The following is a 17,781-nucleotide window of genomic DNA, read 5'->3' on the forward strand; positions in this document are numbered from 1 at the left end:
TTGCTCTTTAGGGTCTTTTTGCCTTTACCATTACGTTTGTTACCAGCTTTAGAGCCTTTCTCTTCATCTGAAAGATGGGAGGACATCTCTGCTTCCAGCGCCTCTTCCATAAACTCCTTAAGCATCGGAGCAAAAGCGCCATCTTTGCCGGTTAGGGATTCTCCTGATAAAAATTGTTTTAATGCTTTTTCCTTTAATTCTTTAATCTCTTCTTGTGTCATAATCTAGTCTAAAAATTTTAATTTAATTTTCAAAGTCTAGACAGACTTGAGATTACACTCTCAAAACTTCAGCAAATTTTGCTACTCAGAATACTGCAAAACATATGACTTCTCCTTTATAAAAAAACAACTCGGTTCAGGTACTTCTTTTATAAATATTCCTTTTCAAGATTTGACTGATAAGGATAAAATCCTTTTCGATCTTATAAAAATAGATCTGTTCAAGGGTATATCATTTAATGATCATATACGTAATAAAAGTAAAACTTCGAATAACTTAAGGATTCTTACCGAGAAAAGCCTGGTAGAGAATGTAATTTTAAGATTAATTGAAATGAAGCCAAATTTTTTACCTAATTTTGGTTTAGCCAAGCATTTATCTAAATTTTATTCGATTTTCACGAAAAAAGAGAAAAGAGAGCTTAAAGTCCCTGCTGAAATTTTGGAACGATTTAAGGAAATTTCCAGAACGGATTAAGATACCTGTTATCAAAAATCATTCGGTAATATTCTGGAATAAGCAAAAATTCTGATTAATCTGTAGCAGGGTCCTACTAAATGGCGGCGATTCAATCTTGTAGGTATATCAAATTAATAAACCTCTTATCTCACCTGAGAAGTATCATTTTCATTCTAACTCAGAGAAACAGACTTAAAAAATTACATCCAAATATTAAATGCTTTGAATAGAATATTTTTGACATCATTCTTCTTTATTATTTTAGGATAACAGGATTAGGAATTAACTAGAACATTTTAAAAATATTTCTTTTTATACCTATTAGAAATGTGTGCCCAAGGAAAGCCAAGAATTCTAAAAAATATTTTATTTAAAAATTTATTTTTATTTAAATATAATTTATCAAACCAAATAATTCGTTGCAATAAAACAGCCTTCGTAAATCTTTCAAAGAATGGCAAGAATTTTAGATAATGTTTGTAGTAATAAGTGCTTTTTAGTACAATATAGTCAGGCAAAAATTTTTCTGAATTCTTTTGTTTTTGGATGGAGGAAATGTGTTTTCTATACTTTAAACTACAGAAATCCAAATAATGAAGCTTTATTCCATTTTGTGTCATTTTTAATAAAATTGGACGATCTTCCCATAGCTTTGGTTCCTCGTCATAAAGGCCTATTTTGTTAAACACCGCTCTTTTTATAATTAAAGTTCCCGCCAATACTTTATTACTTCTTAACAGAATTTGAAACTGATCTTCAGCGGTTGCAGTAGGATCATTTAATTTAAAATGTGATAGTGGACGAAGTGGTTTTTTATTCTCCATGGATAAAGAGCCATTGAACCATTCTACATTAGAATGAAGCACTTGTATATCTGGATCTTCTTGTTCATTAATATAATCGATATATTTTTGTGTACTATGCGGAAGCAAAGCATCATCTCCGGCAACTATTCTAATCCATTCTCCCTCAGCATTTTTTATTCCGCGGTTACAATTGGCAGGAATTCCCTGATTGACTTTTGCTGTAACTAATTGAGCCCTGACAAATCTTGTTTTATTTTCTTTTATCCAATTCTCACAAATTTCAACCGTATTATCGTTAGAGGAATCGTCACTTATAATAAGTTCAACGTTCTCGTAGGTTTGATCCTTTGCGCTTTCCAAAGTTTCAAGAACAAATTTTGAACTGTTATAGGTAATAACTATTATTGAAACTAAAGGATGTTTTGGATCTTTCTTCACTACTCTAATTTATAGGTTTCTGTTGTTACTCTATCATCCTTTTTCTGTTCTTCTTTTGCCCAAGGGGTACAATAAAGAGGAAACCTTAGGATAACTGCCGAAAAAAGTTAGCATTTCGTACTTAAAATCAGTCAAATATTTTACGTAAAAAGATTTAAAATCTCTGTTACTTCTTCTATTTCGTTCACATTCATTACGGGACTTAACGGCAAACTCAATACCTCATCATGAATGCGCTCCGTTATTGGAAAGCTCAAGTGAGCATATTCCTTATAAGCATTTTGTTTATTTGGCGGAATTGGGTAATGTATTAATGTTTGAATTCCATTATTTTTCAAATATGTTTGTAATTCATCTCTTTTTTTTATGCGAATAACAAACAAATGCCATACATGTCCTTTTTCCTCTATAACTGAAGGCATAATGATCGCCGAATTTTTAATATTCTGCAAATAATAGTTGGCAACTCGTCTTCTTTCTAAAATATCTTTTTGAATGTATTTCAGTTTAACATTAAGAAAGGCTGCCTGGATTTCATCCAATCTTGAGTTTAACCCCTTAAAGATATTTTCATATTTATTAAGAGAACCATAATTGCGCAAAGCCTCAATGGTTTTTGACAATGTTTCATCATTTGTAGTTACGGCTCCGGCATCACCTAAAGCCCCTAAATTTTTACCCGGATAAAAGCTATGGCCAGCAGCATCGCCAATACTTCCCATTACTTTTTCCTTCCAGATGGCGCCATGAGATTGTGCACTGTCTTCTACCAGTTTAAGATCATACTTTTTACAAATAGCTAACATCTGATCATTTATGGAATTTTGACCATACAGATGAACTGTTAATATTGCTTTTGTTTTTGGTGTAATGGCCTCTTCTATTCTTGAAGAATCCAAATTATAAGTATTAATATTTGGATCAACAAAAACGGGAATTAAATCATTGTCAGTTATAGCCAGTACTGATGCAATATAAGTGTTTGCAGGCACTATTACCTCATCTTTTCTATTAATGATTCCAAGTTCTATATAAGCTTTAAATATTAATCGAAGTGCATCCAACCCATTAGCCACCCCTAAGGAAAATTTTGTCCCACAGAATTCAGCATAATTTTGTTCAAATGTTTCCAGTTCTTTCCCCATCACATACCAACCTGAATCTATAACCCTGTTGGCTGCTACCTTTAATTCCTGCTCAAATTGAAGGTTAATTTTATGTAAGTCCAAAAATTTAATCATTCGTAACTTCTAAATCGTTATTATTCCACTTAAATCTTTTGCTGGTCTCCTTATGAATAAAATTCAAATCCAAAATTTCACCATCCTTTGTAATATATCCAACCAATTTCGCAGGATTACCAACCCATAATTCATTTTTACCAACAGATTTTGTTACTACAGCACCAGCACCAATCAGCGAAAATTCGCCTATTTCATTTCCTGCAATAATAGTGGCATTCGCACCAATGGATGCGCCATTTTTAATTAAAGTTTTTTTAAAAGAATATGGATATTTTTTTGATCTAGGCACCATGTCATTTGTAAATGTAACGTTTGGCCCTATAAAAACATTATCTTCCAATCTTGATCCATCCCAAATTTGGGTACCACTTTTTACGGTAACGTTATCACCGATAACCACATCATTTTCAATAAAAACATGGGAATTTATGTTACAATTTTCCCCAATTTCAGCATTAGGCAAGACTACTACGAATTGCCAAATTGTTGTCCCTTTACCAATATTTTCTGATTGAACATCTGATGATTTATGACAAAAATATTTCATTTTTTAAATTCTAAAAATTCATCGTGATCTCTTATATAATCGCTTTCATCATATTTATGTGAGGCCAAGACCAAACATATGGAACCCGAAGAAAAATTATCCAATTCGCGCCATAGCCCCGGAACAATATGAAGTGCAAGATTAGGCCTGTTTAAATTAACTGTTTTTCTGTTTTTACCATCATCTAAAATTACATCGAAACTTCCGCCGGCTGCAATTAGATATTGCTCCAATTCATAATGTGCATGCCCTCCTCGTGATTCACCTCCCGGCACATCATATAAATAATACACTCTTTTAACATCAAAGGGAATATTTATACCATTTTCTATAACGGTAATATTTCCTGCATAATTATGAACTTTAGAGACATCGATTATAGAACAATCAAAGACTGTATTATTTTTTAGCTTCATTTTTAATCATTTTGAATTTATCAAAATCTCTAATATAATCACCCTCATCATATGGTATGGAAGAGACTATTAACGCCAATGAATTAGTGGAAAAATTATCCATACTCCTCCATAATAGATTAGGTACATAAAGTCCATAATATGATCTATTTAAACTGTATTTCATTTCCTTTTCACCATCATTTAAAACTAAATCAAAACTACCAGAGAGTGCAATTATAAATTCCTTGGATTCTTTAAAAGCGTGACTTCCTCTCATTTCTCCCCCAGGCACATCGTAAATCCAATAAGTTCTTTTAATCTTAAACGGAATATGGTTTTCCTCTTCTATAAAAGAAAGGTTTCCACGAGGGTCCTCAAGTTTCGGAAGGTCGATTAATTTAACGTTCATATTCTCTCAAAATGGTTTGAAGATATTCCCCGTACTTACTCTTGCCATATTTTTTAACCGCCACTTTGATTTCATTTTTTTTGATGAAATTATGTAAAAACGCGACTTCTTCAACACAACCAATCATCTCACTTTGTCTATTTTGCAATACTCTTATAAATTCCGTAGCGTCATCCAAAGACTCTACAGTTCCTGTATCGAACCAGCTCATTCCTCGGGTCATCACTCCTACTTCTAATTTTCCGGCCTTCAGGTACATTTGGTTAATAGTAGAAATTTCTTTTTCTCCTCTGACTGATGGTTTAACTTTCTTAGCAAATTTCACTACGTTATTATCATAAAAATAAAGCCCCGGCACAGCATATTTAGATCTCGGTTCTTTAGGTTTTTCTTCTATACTAATAGCCTTGTTATTCTCATCAAATTCAACAACACCGTAACGCTGTGGATCTTTAACAGGGTAGGCAAAAATTGCAGCTCCATCGATGTCAACCTTACTTCTCAAAAGACTGCCCAGCCCATTACCATGAAAAATATTATCGCCCAGTGCCAATGCAACTTTATCGTCACCAATAAATTTTTCACCTATTACAAAAGCCTCTGCCAGGCCATTTGGCTTTTCCTGTACTGCATATTGGAAATCACAACCAAGCTGAGAGCCATCACCTAATAGTTTTTGGAACGATTCTTGATCTTGAGGTGTGGTTATAAATAATATTTCTTTAATTCCCGCTAACATCAATACAGATAATGGGTAATAGATCATTGGTTTGTCATAAACTGGAAGCAGCTGTTTACTTACCGCTATTGTTATTGGGTATAATCTTGATCCACTTCCTCCTGCTAATATAATTCCCTTCATTCCTTCTCGAATTTCACTGATTTAAACGAATTAACACGAATGGTATTGCTCACTATAATAGTCTTTATAAGTACCTCTAGTAACATTATCTAACCAGATTTCGTTTTCGAGATACCAGTCGATTGTTTTTTCGAGACCTTGTTTGAATGTCACTGAAGGTTCCCAACCAAGCTCTTTATTAATTTTACTGGCATCTATAGCATACCGCTTATCATGCCCGGGCCTATCTTTTACATAAGTAATTAACTTGGCAGATTCGCCTGCTTTTCGGTCTAATTTTTTATCCATAATTTGGCAAAGCATATTGATCAAGTCAATATTCTGCCATTCATTAAAGCCACCAATATTATAAGTTTCATTAATTTCACCTTTATGGAAAGCAAGATCAATAGCTTCCACGTGGTCTTTCACGTACAGCCAGTCCCTGGTATACTTTCCATCCCCATAAACAGGTAGATCTTTATTATTCATAATATTATGGATGAACAATGGAATTAGTTTCTCAGGAAACTGATTGGGTCCATAATTATTTGAACAATTAGAAATTATATAGGGAAGTCCGTAAGTTTCTCCATAGGCCCGCACGAAATGATCTGAACTTGCCTTGGAAGCCGAATAAGGTGAGTTTGGATCGTAAGCAGTAGTCTCTGTAAAGAATCCTGTTTGACCTAAGCTCCCGTAAACTTCGTCGGTACTGATATGATAGAAGAGTTTATCCTTAACATCTTCCTTCCAGGCTTTTTTAGCTGCATTTAACAGGTTCAAAGTCCCGATAACGTTAGTCTTAACAAAAGCAAGTGGATCGGTGATAGAACGATCTACATGTGATTCTGCCGCCAGATGAATAACCCGGTCAAATTTATATTCATCAAAGAGCCTGTCAATACTTTCAGCATCGTTGATATCGGCTTTTAAAAAGGTATAATTTTTAGATTTCTCAATATCCTTTAAGTTTTCAAGATTTCCGGCATAAGTCAAAGCGTCCAGATTAAAAATATTATACTCAGAATATTTATTTACAAATAACCTTGCGACATGCGAGCCAATGAACCCGGCTCCACCGGTTATTAGAATTCTTTTATTTTCTGACCTACGATTTACACTCTTATTTATTTTCATTCTGTCCACTCGGTAATAAGATTTTTCTTATTTTTCAAATCTGCAGTTGTTAGGCTTCAAAAATAGGTTTTCTGGGGTACTAAATCCTAATTTAATCTTAACATAAAGTGTGCTGATATTATGAAAACTCTTTCAAATATTAAAAATTTTTAATTTGATTTTTGATATTAAAAATTGCAGAATACCAATTCAATTCGATTAAATACGTTATTTTTCTTCTTAACTTAAAGTCTTGATAACCGAAATTATTTAAAAATTCGCTTGTTGCCGGTTTTAAAAGATGTCCATACTGCGAATCCATTTTCCATTTATCCACCGATCCTTTTTTAAAAGAAAAATTAAATTTAAGAGGCTTTTCTTTTAAAATGGACTCTCCAAAAGAAGTTTGATTCACCAATATTTCATATTTGACGATTTTCATATTTAAAGATATTTTCCAGTTTAGAAGGTTTAAATATGAAACATACCACTCTTGCTCAAATTTATTTGGCAAATATTTCCATCTCTTCCATGCGGAATATAAAACGGCTTGAGGGTGTCTTACTAAACCAATATTATAAAATTCAATAACATTTTTATACCTGTTTTGAAAGTCTGCAATTAGCTTTAAATTTGATTCGTTGTAAAGATGATGAGGGCTTTTCTCAATGAATCGCGGCCCAAATTTAGAAATTAATTTATAATAGAACCATTCAAAATCTTCCTGTTTGGAATCTTCAGTACAATGTATTTCAGGAAGACCGTTCTCTACAAAAAAAGAATTTAAACTTTCCACTGCTTTTGAAACTGAAAGAGGAACTACAGAACGATACATACTTTCCTGAGGCTTTTTTAAAATAGAAGCTACTTTTGTCCAGTATAGCGTTTCTTCTTCTTGATGTTCAGTATAAGTCACTGTCTTGAATCCATAATTCTTTTTAAAATAGTTTTGAACCGCAGTCGATCCGGCCGATTTGGTGGATAAAATTGTTATATGCTTCACTAATTTAATTATTTTTTCTTTTTAAAATCAAAGAAGATAAGTCTTTAAGCAACTTCTAATTACTTTAATACTTAATCCATACCGATTGCCAATATTTAAAATCTTCTGGGACATGATTAATTTTATGAGGCTTACCAAAAACTTGAAGCCAAATTAGCATTATAAATTTTTGCACTATACTACCATCCCCGCTGCAACGGTTTCGTTTGTATTCTCATCAATTAAAATAATACTACCGGTATTACGGTTATCCCTATAGGAATCCAGCATTAACCTTCGGGTAGTTCTGATCTTCACCCTAGCAATATCATTCATCTCTAAATTGGAATCTTCACTATCTCTTTCAAAAGTGTTGATATCCATTTTATACACAACTTCCTTAATTATCGCTCGTTCTTCATTTGAAGTATGCATTATGGTATATTTTGCTCGGGGTTTTATAGCATCGTTGTTCAACCAGCATAGCATGACGTCAAATTCCTGCTCCATCTCAGGCTGATTATTCTTCTTTACGATCATATCTCCCCGGCTCACATCTATATCGTCTTCTAAAGTAATAGAAATACTCATCGGGGCATAAGCTTCTTCCACCTCCTGCTCCCCGGCATTGATCGATCTTATCTTAGAGGTAAACCCTGATGGCAATACAGCGACTTTATCCCCTGTACGATAAATTCCACTGGCGATTCTTCCTGCATAACCTCTGTAATCTCTGAATTCCTCAGTCTGCGGGCGTAGGACGGTTTGGACCGGAAAACGTGCATCTATCTTATTGATATCACTGCTAATATGAAGATTCTCTAAAGTACTCAACAATGTTCCGTTCTGATACCATTCCATATTCTTAGATCGGTTTACCACATTATCCCCTAATAAGGCACTGATTGGAATAAAACGAACATCCTTCATCAAAAGCTTAGAAGAGAATTCCTCGAATTGAGCGATAATGTTGTTATAAACTTCCTCAGAATACTCTACCAGGTCCATTTTATTGATACAAACAATTAAATGCGGAATATTCAGCAAAGAAGCGATAAAAGAATGACGCTTTGTTTGCTCAATCACCCCGTGACGTGCGTCGATTAGGATCACCGCTGCATTGGCAGTAGAAGCTCCGGTTACCATATTTCTGGTATACTGAATATGCCCCGGAGTATCTGCTATAATAAATTTACGTTTAGGCGTGGTAAAATACCGGTAAGCTACATCTATAGTAATTCCCTGTTCCCGTTCATCTTTTAAACCATCGGTAAACAGTGCCAAATCCACCCCATCGTGACCTTTTTTTGCACTCGTATTGCTCACCGATTCCAATTGATCTTCAAATATAGATTTAGAATCGAATAAAAGCCGGCCTATAAGGGTACTTTTCCCGTCGTCTACGGAGCCTGCTGTGGTGAATCTTAGTAGTTGATTGTTATCTATCTGCATAATATTACTAATTAACGCGAATTAAAATCCGAATTATCGCGAATTCTGTGTATTAATTATTCTTTTATAAGTATAAGTAAGAGAAGGCTGACCAAAATTAATCAACATTCCTAATTCTTTCTTGGTGGCGGTTAAATAATTCTTAAGCTGAGAATAAAATAAAACAGGTACATACGAAACTGCTTTAATTTCTAAAATGATTTTATCAAAACAAATAAAATCAGCTCGGTAATATTTGTTCATTTTTTCATTATCGTAATAAATCTCTAACTTTTCCTGGCGCTTAAACGGAATGGACGATTTCATGAATTCTTTCTCCAAAGCTTCTTCATATACTGCTTCAAGAAATCCCGGACCCAATGCTCGATGAACTTTCATACAAGCCCCTATGATCTGATAGCTTTCTTCTTTAAACAATATTTTGTTATCGGACTCCATTAGTAAAAATTCGCTTATAATTCGAGAAAATTGGTGTGAAAACCATTCGCGTCAATTCGTTAAAAATTCGCGTTAATTCGCATCAAAAATACCCTTGTTTCTTACGATCCTCCATCGCCGTTTCACTCCTCTTATCGTCAGAGCGATCCCCTCTTTCTGTCTTCCGCATTGCAGAAACTTCCAGTACAATCTTTTCAAGCGTATCGGCATCTGATTCTATTCCCCCGGTGATGGTGATATCTCCCAGAGTTCTGAAACGAATCTTCTTCTTCTCGACTTTTTCGCCTTCTTCAAGTTTAAGGTATTCCGATATGGGAATCCAGGAATTGCTTCTAAAGACCACTTCTCTTTCATGGGCAAAATACAAAGAAGGTATACTGATATTCTCCCGCTTGATATAATTCCACACATCCATTTCGGTCCAGTTACTTATTGGAAAGGCTCTGAAATGTTCTCCTTCAAAATGTTTTCCGTTTAAAAGGTTCCACAACTCCGGACGTTGATTTTTAGGATCCCACTGTCCGAAATCGTCACGATGACTAAAAAAGCGTTCTTTAGCCCGTGCTTTCTCTTCATCCCTTCTTCCACCACCAATAGCACAATCGACTTTATTTGTCTCAATAGCATCAAGCAAAGTCGTAATTTGTAAAGCATTTCGGGTGGCGTTTTTACCTTTTTCTTCAGCTACACGCCCCTGGTCAATAGATTCCTGAACAGAACCAACGATGAGTTTCACTCCGAGACTTTCCACAAGATCATCTCTGAACTTTATAGTCTCCGGAAAATTATGTCCGGTATCCACGTGCATTAAAGCAAAGGGGATCTTACTCGGATAAAAAGCTTTTTTCGCCAGATGGGTAACCAAAATAGAGTCTTTCCCACCTGAAAACAGGATAACGGGATTCTCAAATTGGGCCCAAACCTCTCTTAAAATATAGATCGCTTCCGATTCTAATTCGTCTAAATAATTTAAATAATACTTGCTCATTGTACTGAAATTTTCAGTTTATCTTGAAGGTGTAAAACTATTCTTTTTATTGCTTCTTCCAAATTCTCCGATTCTGTTTTTATCTCTAAATCAGGGTTTTCGGGGTTTTCATAAGGCGCATCAATTCCTGTAAAATTCTTAATCTCCCCGGCCCTGGCTTTTTTATAAAGTCCTTTTACGTCACGGCGCTCACATTCTTCCAGGGAAGTATTGACAAAAACCTCTATAAAATCTTCTTCACCTATGATTTCTTTTATCAGCTCCCTGTCTTTTTTCAGCGGAGAAATAAAAGAGGCAATCACCACCGCGCCCGATTCAACAAAGAGTTTAGCTACTTCCGCGATTCTGCGGAGGTTTTCCTGTCGGTCTTCAGCCGTGAATCCCAAATTATTATTCAGGCCTTTCCGGATGTTATCTCCATCCAGAGAAAAAGTTTTAATTCCTTGTTCATATAATTCATGTTCCACCTGGTTGGCTATCGTCGATTTTCCGGAGCCTGAAAGACCAGTAAACCAGACTACAAAAGAGGTATGGCCATTTTGTTTATTTCTTTCCGTTTTTGATATATGAAACTCATGAGGAATTATGTTCTCCATTTTTAAATTTTTATATTTACTATGCTTGCTGTTCTTTAATTCTTTTTCTTCTTTGTTTCAGTCCGAAATCAATTTTATACCAGGCTCTTTCATGCAGGTAATACAAGATCATTTTGGTAACGACCTCTGCACCGCCCACCTTTAAACCTATCATAGGATCACCGGAAATTACCCAGGCCAATATCATAGTGTCGATTGTACCAACCACTCTCCAGGTGATGGTTTTGGCAAGATGGCGTTTCTTGCTATCGCCATCTTTGGTGATACCCGCTCTTATTTTGAACCAAACTCTTTCGTGCAAATAGTAAAGCAGCATTTTAGTAACTACTTCTGCAAAACCAATTTGCAAGCCGGTATAAGGATCTCCCGAGATCAACCAAGCCAGTAAAATAGTATCTAGGGTACCTATAAACCTCCAGGTAATACTTTTGGCGATATGTCGTTTATAGGACTTAGCCAAGATTGGACACTAAAAAGTAATTATTCAATAGGTTTTCTCTGTTATATCTCATAGAGGAACCGGTATTCTTGTCTATTACTTTTAATCCAACAGCTTCACAAATCGCCTGTCCGGCAGCGGTATCCCATTCCATGGTCGGCGCAAATCTGGGATAAACATCAGCCTCCCCTTCTGCAACAAGACAGAATTTCAAAGAGCTGCCTTTGGAAACAATCTCTACTTCTTTGTTGTATTTACTCTTAAGCTCATCTATATAATCCAGGGTATCCTGATTCATATGAGAACGACTCCCCACCACTTTTATTTTTTCTCCAACTTTGGATGGTTCGATCGCCTTAAATTCTGAGATTTCAGCCTCAAAGTCTTTCCCATCAGGAATAGTACCTTTCAGACTTTTTTGCTCCAGAACATCTCCAAAATAAAGTTCATTTTTTGCAGGCACATAGATAACTCCAAAAACGGGTTGGTTTTCCTTTACCAGAGCTATATTAACCGTGAATTCTCCATTTTTTTTGATGAATTCCTTTGTTCCATCTAACGGATCCACGATCCAGCACTCTTTCCAGTTTTTTCTTTCTAAAAAATCCAGCTGCTTATTCTCCTCGCTAATAATAGGAATACCGGTTGGAACAAGGTGCTCATTTATAATATCATTGGCTTTTTTATCAGCTATGGTAAGCGGAGAATCATCTTCTTTATTCTCAACTTGAAAATCTTCATTTTCATAGATCTCCATGATCTTCTTCCCACCTTCGATAGCCGCCTTGATTGTTGTTTTATATATTTCTTTCATTTACACATTTTTGTAAATCCACAAATTCATTAAAAAATCTAAGCTTCCCCAAGTCTCTTCTTCTCCAAGTCACCTCTTCCCCAAGTCTCCCTTTCTCCAGGTTAACAACATCACTTCGTCACAACTAATCTAACTCCCTATTGCATAAAACTCAAAGCCAATCTCTTCCTTTGTCTTTCTTTCCAATAACCTTCTTCCATCGAAAAGAAATGCCGGTTTAAGCATCTCCTCATAGATCTTCTTCCAGTCTAGTGCTATAAACTCATCCCATTCCGTTAAAACCGCAACGGCATGAGCGTCTTTGGTTGCTTCATAAGGAGTGTTCACCACTTTAACTCTGGCGCGGTTTTCTTCTGAAGACCGGGTGTTTAAATAATCCAGATCGGCATAGATCTGTTCGGTTTTAACTTTTGGATCATAAACCACGATCTCTGCCTGTTCGTTCAATAAGTAATCGGCAACATATATCGCAGCCGATTCCCGGGTATCGTTCGTGTCTTTCTTAAATGCCCAGCCTAATAAAGCGATCTTCTTTCCTGATACCGTATTGAACAAAGTCTGTACGATCTTAGCAGCAAATCTTCTCTTTTGATGATCATTCATCAGGATCACCTGCTCCCAGTAATCGGCTACCTCATTTAATCCAAAAGATTTTGAGATATAAACCAGGTTTAAAATGTCCTTTTGAAAACAAGAACCTCCAAAACCTACTGAGGATTTTAAGAATTTAGGTCCTATTCTGGAGTCCATTCCTACAGCTTTAGCTACCTCATTAACATCGGCTCCGGTTTTCTCGCATAATTCACTCATCGCGTTTATACTGGAGACCCGTTGTGCTAGAAATGCATTGGCGGTTAGTTTGGATAATTCAGATGACCAAACGTTAGTAGTAAGTAATCTTTCTCTGGGAACCCAATGGGCATAAACATCTACCAAAGCTTCCACAGCTTCTTTCCCTTCAGGTGTATCTATATCCCCGCCAATCAAAACCCTGTCAGGGTTCATCAGGTCGTCTACCGCAGTTCCTTCAGCTAAAAATTCAGGATTGGATAGAATTTGATAATTCACCCCGTTCCCGGTATTATCCAGGATATTCTTTAAGGCTTCTGCCGTACGTACCGGTAGGGTGGATTTTTCAACTACAATTTTATCGTTTTTAGAAACCCTGGCAATTTGTCGGGCACAAAGCTCGATATATTTTAAATCGGCAGCCATTCCTTTCCCTATTCCATAGGTTTTGGTAGGGGTATTCACCGATATAAAGATCATATCTGCCTTATCAATAGCAGCATCAACATCGGTAGAAAAGAAAAGGTTTCTGCCTCTGGCCTCTTTTACCACAGCCGATAGGCCGGGTTCATATATCGGAATGTTCTCTACGTCCTCATCATTCCAGGCCGCGATTCTTTCCTTATTTATATCTACAACTGTAACATCAATCTCAGGGCATTTCTGAGCGATAACGGCCATCGTTGGCCCTCCTACGTATCCTGCTCCTATACAGCAAATGTTCTTGATTTTCATTATTCGTTAGTTCGTTAGTTCGTGAATTGGTTAATTGGTTAATTGGTTAGAAATCCGAATTGCTATTTAGAATTAACCATAATTATTCACTATTTCTATTCCTCAAATATTTGATATATCCATTTGTCAGCCTGAGGCATGATTCTACTCGTTCTCGGAGCGACTTTAAAACCTCCTCAGAGATGTAGTTACAATCCTTTGCCTCAATACCATGGACCAATACCTCAGCTACCGATCCTCTCGCATTTAAAAGAAATTTAATATTCTCTTTATAATGATATCTTCCCCATCCTTCTGCAATGTTGGCAGTACCGGATCTCGCAGCTCTCAATAGCTGAGAATACAATTCAAAACGTTCAGTTTTCGGTAAATTAGTTAATATTTCCTTTTTTACATAAAGCTCTAAATCATAGCAAGCCTTCCAACAATCAAGATCCTCGAAATTTGTAGCCATATCTAAAAGTTTACCTAATTAACCAATCCCTAATCCCCAATTAACTAATTCACCATTCCCTAATCACAGCGTCACATCGTCACTCCATCACAAGGTCACAGCTTCACAACTTTTTATCACACCTATCTCCCAACACTCCCTTCACATCATAAACAACAGTACTTCCATTCTTCAGTTGTTCCAGATCGAGATCTAAGAACTCTTTATGAGCCACTGCTAAAACAACGGCGTCATAATTTTCCTTTGGAAGTTCTTTTAGCGTTTCGAGTCCATATTCATGTCTTACTTCATCCGGATTCGCAAGCGGATCATAGATAGTAACATTTGTCCCGTATTCCTTGAGGTTTTTGATCACATCTACCACTTTAGTGTTTCTTACATCCGGACAATTTTCCTTAAAGGTAATTCCCAGCACCAGAATACTGGAGTTTTTAACCTTCTGGTCATTTTGCAGCATTAGCTTCACAACTTCAGAAGCTACATATTGTCCCATTGAATCATTCATTCTCCTACCAGCAAGGATAATCTCCGGGTGGTATCCAATCTCCTGGGCTTTCTGAGCGAGATAATATGGGTCCACCCCTATACAGTGTCCCCCAACCAAACCTGGCTTGAAGGGCAGAAAGTTCCATTTGGTACCTGCCGCTTCCAATACATCCTGGGTGTCAATCCCCATCATATTGAAGATCTTGGCAAGCTCATTCACAAAGGCGATATTGATATCCCGTTGAGAATTCTCTATAACTTTGGCTGCTTCCGCTACTTTAATTGTCGGTGCTAAATGTGTTCCCGCGGTTATTACTTCCGCATAAAGCTCATCCACCTTTTTTCCTATTTCCGGAGTTGAACCTGCAGTAACCTTCAGGATTTTCTCTACGGTATGTTCCTTATCTCCCGGGTTGATTCTTTCCGGAGAATAGCCCACGAAGAAATCCTCATTAAATTTCATGTCACTGGCTCTTTCCAGAACCGGCACACATTCATCCTCGGTTACTCCGGGGTACACCGTAGATTCATAGATCACGATATCTCCTTTCTTAAGAACCTTTCCAACAGTCTCACTGGATTTGTAAAGCGGAGTAAGGTCCGGACGGTTATTTTTATCTACAGGAGTAGGAACGGTAATGATGTAATAATTACAGTCTTTTATGTCTTCCAGATCTGCGCTACAGAAAAGCCCGATTTGATTTCCACTTTCCATTCTCCACTCTCCACTATTATCTACTAATGCCGACTGCAAAACTTCATCTTCCACTTCCAGGGTAGAATCATGACCTGCCATCAATTCCTTAACCCGACCTTGATTGATATCAAATCCAACTACAGGATATTTAGTGGCAAAAAGTCTTGCCAACGGTAATCCTACATATCCTAAGCCTATAACGGCTATTCGGGGCGATGGCGAAGAGGCGGCAAGGGGATTGGGAGACTGAGATGTATTTTCTTCGTTGTTCATTTTTATATTTTACTTTAAACGCTGATTTATAAAGTCCATTTCGATGGGTTAATTCTCATATTAACCTACATTCCTAAAATGGAATCATATTTATCATAAATTAGTTTATGTTGTTCTTGATCAATATATTCGCAGGCAAGGGCATAATCCAGCCAAACCTGAGTTTCGGCGGCTTAGCCTTCACAATCAACTAATTTGGACACAAAAGATTTCGGATACTTTCGCTTCCTCCAGGCTTCAGCTAAATTACCAGAGACGGATCTTGACGATCTTCGTATTTGGTCGATTATTGAATATTTTTCTTCCTTACGAAATAATTTTGAGAGCCTAAAAACATCCATCCCTGCTTCAAAAGACAGCTGATATACCCTTAAATCTTTATGAGTTTCTATTTTGGCCATGATTTAATATTTTTTCAAAATCCATATTTTAAAAATCTCCATCTCTCCTGTTCCCCTCTTCTCCAAGTCTCCTTTTCCCCAAGTCTATCTCAAATTCTCCCAGTACCAACCCACCGCTTCTTTCAATCCCTTTTCGATATCATGACTCGGATTATACCCTAATAATTTCTCAGCTTTTTCAACCGAAGCATGAGAATGGGGAATATCTCCCGGACGATTAGGTCCGTGTTTTACTTCCACCTTTGCAATTTCAGCATCATATTCTGAAAGGTATTTTTTGAGAAACTGGGTAAGCTCAACCAGATTGGTTCTGTCTCCAACGGCTGTATTGTACACTTCATTTACAGCTTCAGGGTTATCGGTGGTCATTGCCAGCAAATTCATCTGAAGCACATTGTCTATATAAGTGAAATCCCGGGAATAGGTACCATCGCCGTTTATTACCGGACTCTCATGTTTCATAAACTGCATCACGAATTTCGGGATTACAGCAGCATAAGCCCCGTTTGGATCCTGCTTTCTTCCGAAAACATTGAAATACCGAAGCCCTATAGTATCAAAATTATAAGCCTTCTGAAAGATATCCGCATATAATTCATTTACATACTTGGTAATAGCATAAGGAGAGAGTGGTTTCCCTATCTCATCTTCCACCTTAGGGAGCTTTTCTGAATCCCCATAAGTTGAAGAGCTAGCAGCGTAAACAAAGCGTTTTACTTCCGCATCCCTGGCTGCAACCAGCATATTCAGAAATCCGGAAATATTTACCTCATTAGTTGTAATAGGATCATTAATAGACCTTGGCACCGAGCCTAATGCCGCCTGGTGAAGCACATAATCCACTCCTTCACAAGCCTTTTTACAGGTTTCAAGGTCCCTGATATCTCCTTCGATCAACGTGAAGTCTGAATCGTCATTAAATGCTTTTAAATTATATCTGTGCCCGGTGGCAAAATTATCGAGACAAATTACTTTAGCGTCAAGACTAAGTAAAGTTTCACATAAATTGGAACCAATAAATCCGGCCCCACCTGTTACTAATATCGTTTTTTCTTGAATTTTTTCCTTCGAAAAGTCAATCATGTAGAATTGGGAATTTTTAACATTTTAACAGCCGCAAAGATAAGTTTTCTTCTTTAGGCAATTACTAAAGAATCCTTAAAGCTTTAATAACGTCAAGAATCGTTTTATTTAAGGCCAACTAAATGGTTCTTATTGATTTTAAAACTCCAGCCGACCTGCAAAAACCTACAAAAGATTGCCACAGTCGGCCTTGGCCGACTTCGCAATGATGATGAAAAATTTAATTTGATTGCTTCAAAAAAACAGAATTCAGAGCATCAATATCACTGGAAGAAGTAAAAAAATATTCGTGTATTCGTAGCAACCTAATTTAAAAAAGCAAACCAAACTCCCATAGTAATGGTGATTGAGGCTGGTATTGATGTTAAGGTGGGATTGTTTAAAAAATCTACTCTAAAGTTTCACGCGAAGCCCGCAAAGATTCCGTAGAGGATGCAGACCTTAAATTGCAGGCTGATTTCCGGATATGTAATTTCTTTGCATTCTTGGCCTTTTGCTTCGCCTGCTTTGTGTGAAATCAAGTAAAATAATTTTCCCGGACAATTGTAATCAAAAAATATTTATGTAATCGTGGTAACCTTAATCAATCCACCCTAAAAAACCGAATCTATCCATTCAAGAGATTACCACAGGCGGCTCCACTTACTTCGCAATGAGGAAATAAATTTTAA

The 17,781-nt window shown here is 36.5% G+C and carries 21 protein-coding genes; 1 reads left to right on the top strand and 20 read right to left on the bottom strand.

What is annotated here, in order from left to right:
- A partial coding sequence (locus BM266_RS08420) for a transposase (RefSeq protein WP_175494782.1) occupies positions 1–221 on the bottom strand: 221 nt, incomplete at its 3' end.
- 46 nt (positions 222–267) lie between these two features.
- Here BM266_RS08420 and BM266_RS08425 point away from each other — a divergent pair.
- Positions 268–699 carry a hypothetical protein gene (locus tag BM266_RS08425; protein WP_139220612.1) on the top strand — a complete coding sequence of 144 codons (432 nt, stop codon included), beginning with the start codon at positions 268–270 and terminating at the stop codon, positions 697–699.
- Positions 700–977: 278 nt separating this feature from the next.
- On the opposite strand, the gene BM266_RS08430 is transcribed toward BM266_RS08425, so the two are convergent.
- The 19 genes from BM266_RS08430 to BM266_RS08520 form a co-directional block, all read right to left on the bottom strand.
- A complete protein-coding gene (locus BM266_RS08430) occupies positions 978–1,925 on the bottom strand; it encodes a glycosyltransferase family 2 protein (RefSeq protein ID WP_175494783.1) in 948 nt (315 codons plus the stop codon).
- Positions 1,926–2,065: 140 nt separating this feature from the next.
- Complete coding sequence (locus BM266_RS08435) at positions 2,066–3,166, bottom strand: DegT/DnrJ/EryC1/StrS family aminotransferase (protein ID WP_093408314.1); 1,101 nt, start codon at positions 3,164–3,166, stop codon at positions 2,066–2,068.
- Positions 3,159–3,716, bottom strand: a complete 558-nt coding sequence (locus tag BM266_RS08440; RefSeq protein WP_093408317.1) for an acyltransferase — start codon at positions 3,714–3,716, stop codon at positions 3,159–3,161. The genes BM266_RS08435 and BM266_RS08440 overlap by 8 nt, the downstream gene beginning before the upstream one ends.
- Entirely contained in the window at positions 3,713–4,132 is a 420-nt protein-coding gene (locus tag BM266_RS08445) for a sugar 3,4-ketoisomerase (RefSeq protein WP_093408320.1), read from the bottom strand. The genes BM266_RS08440 and BM266_RS08445 overlap by 4 nt, the downstream gene beginning before the upstream one ends.
- Positions 4,116–4,523, bottom strand: a complete 408-nt coding sequence (locus BM266_RS08450) for a sugar 3,4-ketoisomerase (RefSeq protein WP_093408322.1) — start codon at positions 4,521–4,523, stop codon at positions 4,116–4,118. Before BM266_RS08450 ends, BM266_RS08445 begins: the two co-directional genes overlap by 17 nt.
- Positions 4,513–5,385 (bottom strand): glucose-1-phosphate thymidylyltransferase RfbA, encoded by an 873-nt coding sequence (gene rfbA, locus BM266_RS08455; RefSeq protein WP_093408325.1) that lies wholly within the window; start codon positions 5,383–5,385, stop codon positions 4,513–4,515. The genes BM266_RS08450 and rfbA overlap by 11 nt, the downstream gene beginning before the upstream one ends.
- A 30-nt stretch (positions 5,386–5,415) precedes the next feature.
- Complete coding sequence (rfbB, locus tag BM266_RS08460) at positions 5,416–6,504, bottom strand: dTDP-glucose 4,6-dehydratase (protein WP_093408327.1); 1,089 nt, start codon at positions 6,502–6,504, stop codon at positions 5,416–5,418.
- 139 nt (positions 6,505–6,643) lie between these two features.
- Positions 6,644–7,486, bottom strand: a complete 843-nt coding sequence (locus BM266_RS08465) for a hypothetical protein (protein WP_093408330.1) — start codon at positions 7,484–7,486, stop codon at positions 6,644–6,646.
- Between the two features lie 174 nt (positions 7,487–7,660).
- On the bottom strand, positions 7,661–8,917 hold the full coding sequence (locus BM266_RS08470; protein ID WP_093408332.1) for a sulfate adenylyltransferase subunit 1: 1,257 nt from the start codon (positions 8,915–8,917) through the stop codon (positions 7,661–7,663).
- Positions 8,918–8,950: 33 nt separating this feature from the next.
- Positions 8,951–9,334 (bottom strand): GxxExxY protein, encoded by a 384-nt coding sequence (locus BM266_RS08475; protein WP_245760411.1) that lies wholly within the window; start codon positions 9,332–9,334, stop codon positions 8,951–8,953.
- A gap of 103 nt (positions 9,335–9,437) precedes the next feature.
- Complete coding sequence (gene cysD, locus BM266_RS08480) at positions 9,438–10,343, bottom strand: sulfate adenylyltransferase subunit CysD (protein ID WP_093408337.1); 906 nt, start codon at positions 10,341–10,343, stop codon at positions 9,438–9,440.
- Positions 10,340–10,939 carry an adenylyl-sulfate kinase gene (gene cysC / locus BM266_RS08485; protein WP_093408340.1) on the bottom strand — a complete coding sequence of 200 codons (600 nt, stop codon included), beginning with the start codon at positions 10,937–10,939 and terminating at the stop codon, positions 10,340–10,342. The genes cysD and cysC overlap by 4 nt, the downstream gene beginning before the upstream one ends.
- A gap of 19 nt (positions 10,940–10,958) precedes the next feature.
- The gene (locus BM266_RS08490; protein WP_093408342.1) at positions 10,959–11,402 is read right to left on the bottom strand and encodes a DUF2061 domain-containing protein; all 444 of its coding nucleotides are present in this window, start codon (positions 11,400–11,402) and stop codon (positions 10,959–10,961) included.
- Positions 11,392–12,192, bottom strand: coding sequence for a 3'(2'),5'-bisphosphate nucleotidase CysQ (cysQ, locus tag BM266_RS08495; protein ID WP_093408345.1), 801 nt, complete (start codon positions 12,190–12,192; stop codon positions 11,392–11,394). Before cysQ ends, BM266_RS08490 begins: the two co-directional genes overlap by 11 nt.
- A gap of 129 nt (positions 12,193–12,321) precedes the next feature.
- A complete protein-coding gene (locus BM266_RS08500) occupies positions 12,322–13,716 on the bottom strand; it encodes a UDP-glucose 6-dehydrogenase (RefSeq protein WP_093408347.1) in 1,395 nt (464 codons plus the stop codon).
- A gap of 82 nt (positions 13,717–13,798) precedes the next feature.
- The gene (locus tag BM266_RS08505) at positions 13,799–14,170 is read right to left on the bottom strand and encodes a four helix bundle protein (protein ID WP_093408350.1); all 372 of its coding nucleotides are present in this window, start codon (positions 14,168–14,170) and stop codon (positions 13,799–13,801) included.
- 103 nt (positions 14,171–14,273) lie between these two features.
- Entirely contained in the window at positions 14,274–15,626 is a 1,353-nt protein-coding gene (locus BM266_RS08510; RefSeq protein ID WP_093408352.1) for a nucleotide sugar dehydrogenase, read from the bottom strand.
- 173 nt (positions 15,627–15,799) lie between these two features.
- Positions 15,800–16,027 (bottom strand): four helix bundle protein, encoded by a 228-nt coding sequence (locus BM266_RS08515; RefSeq protein WP_449415961.1) that lies wholly within the window; start codon positions 16,025–16,027, stop codon positions 15,800–15,802.
- Positions 16,028–16,111: 84 nt separating this feature from the next.
- Positions 16,112–17,110 (bottom strand): SDR family oxidoreductase, encoded by a 999-nt coding sequence (locus BM266_RS08520; RefSeq protein WP_093408355.1) that lies wholly within the window; start codon positions 17,108–17,110, stop codon positions 16,112–16,114.
- Positions 17,111–17,781 lie beyond the last annotated feature (671 nt).

The sequence above is a fragment of the Salegentibacter flavus genome, assembly GCF_900115145.1.
Taxonomy (GTDB): Bacteria; Bacteroidota; Bacteroidia; order Flavobacteriales; family Flavobacteriaceae; genus Salegentibacter; species Salegentibacter flavus.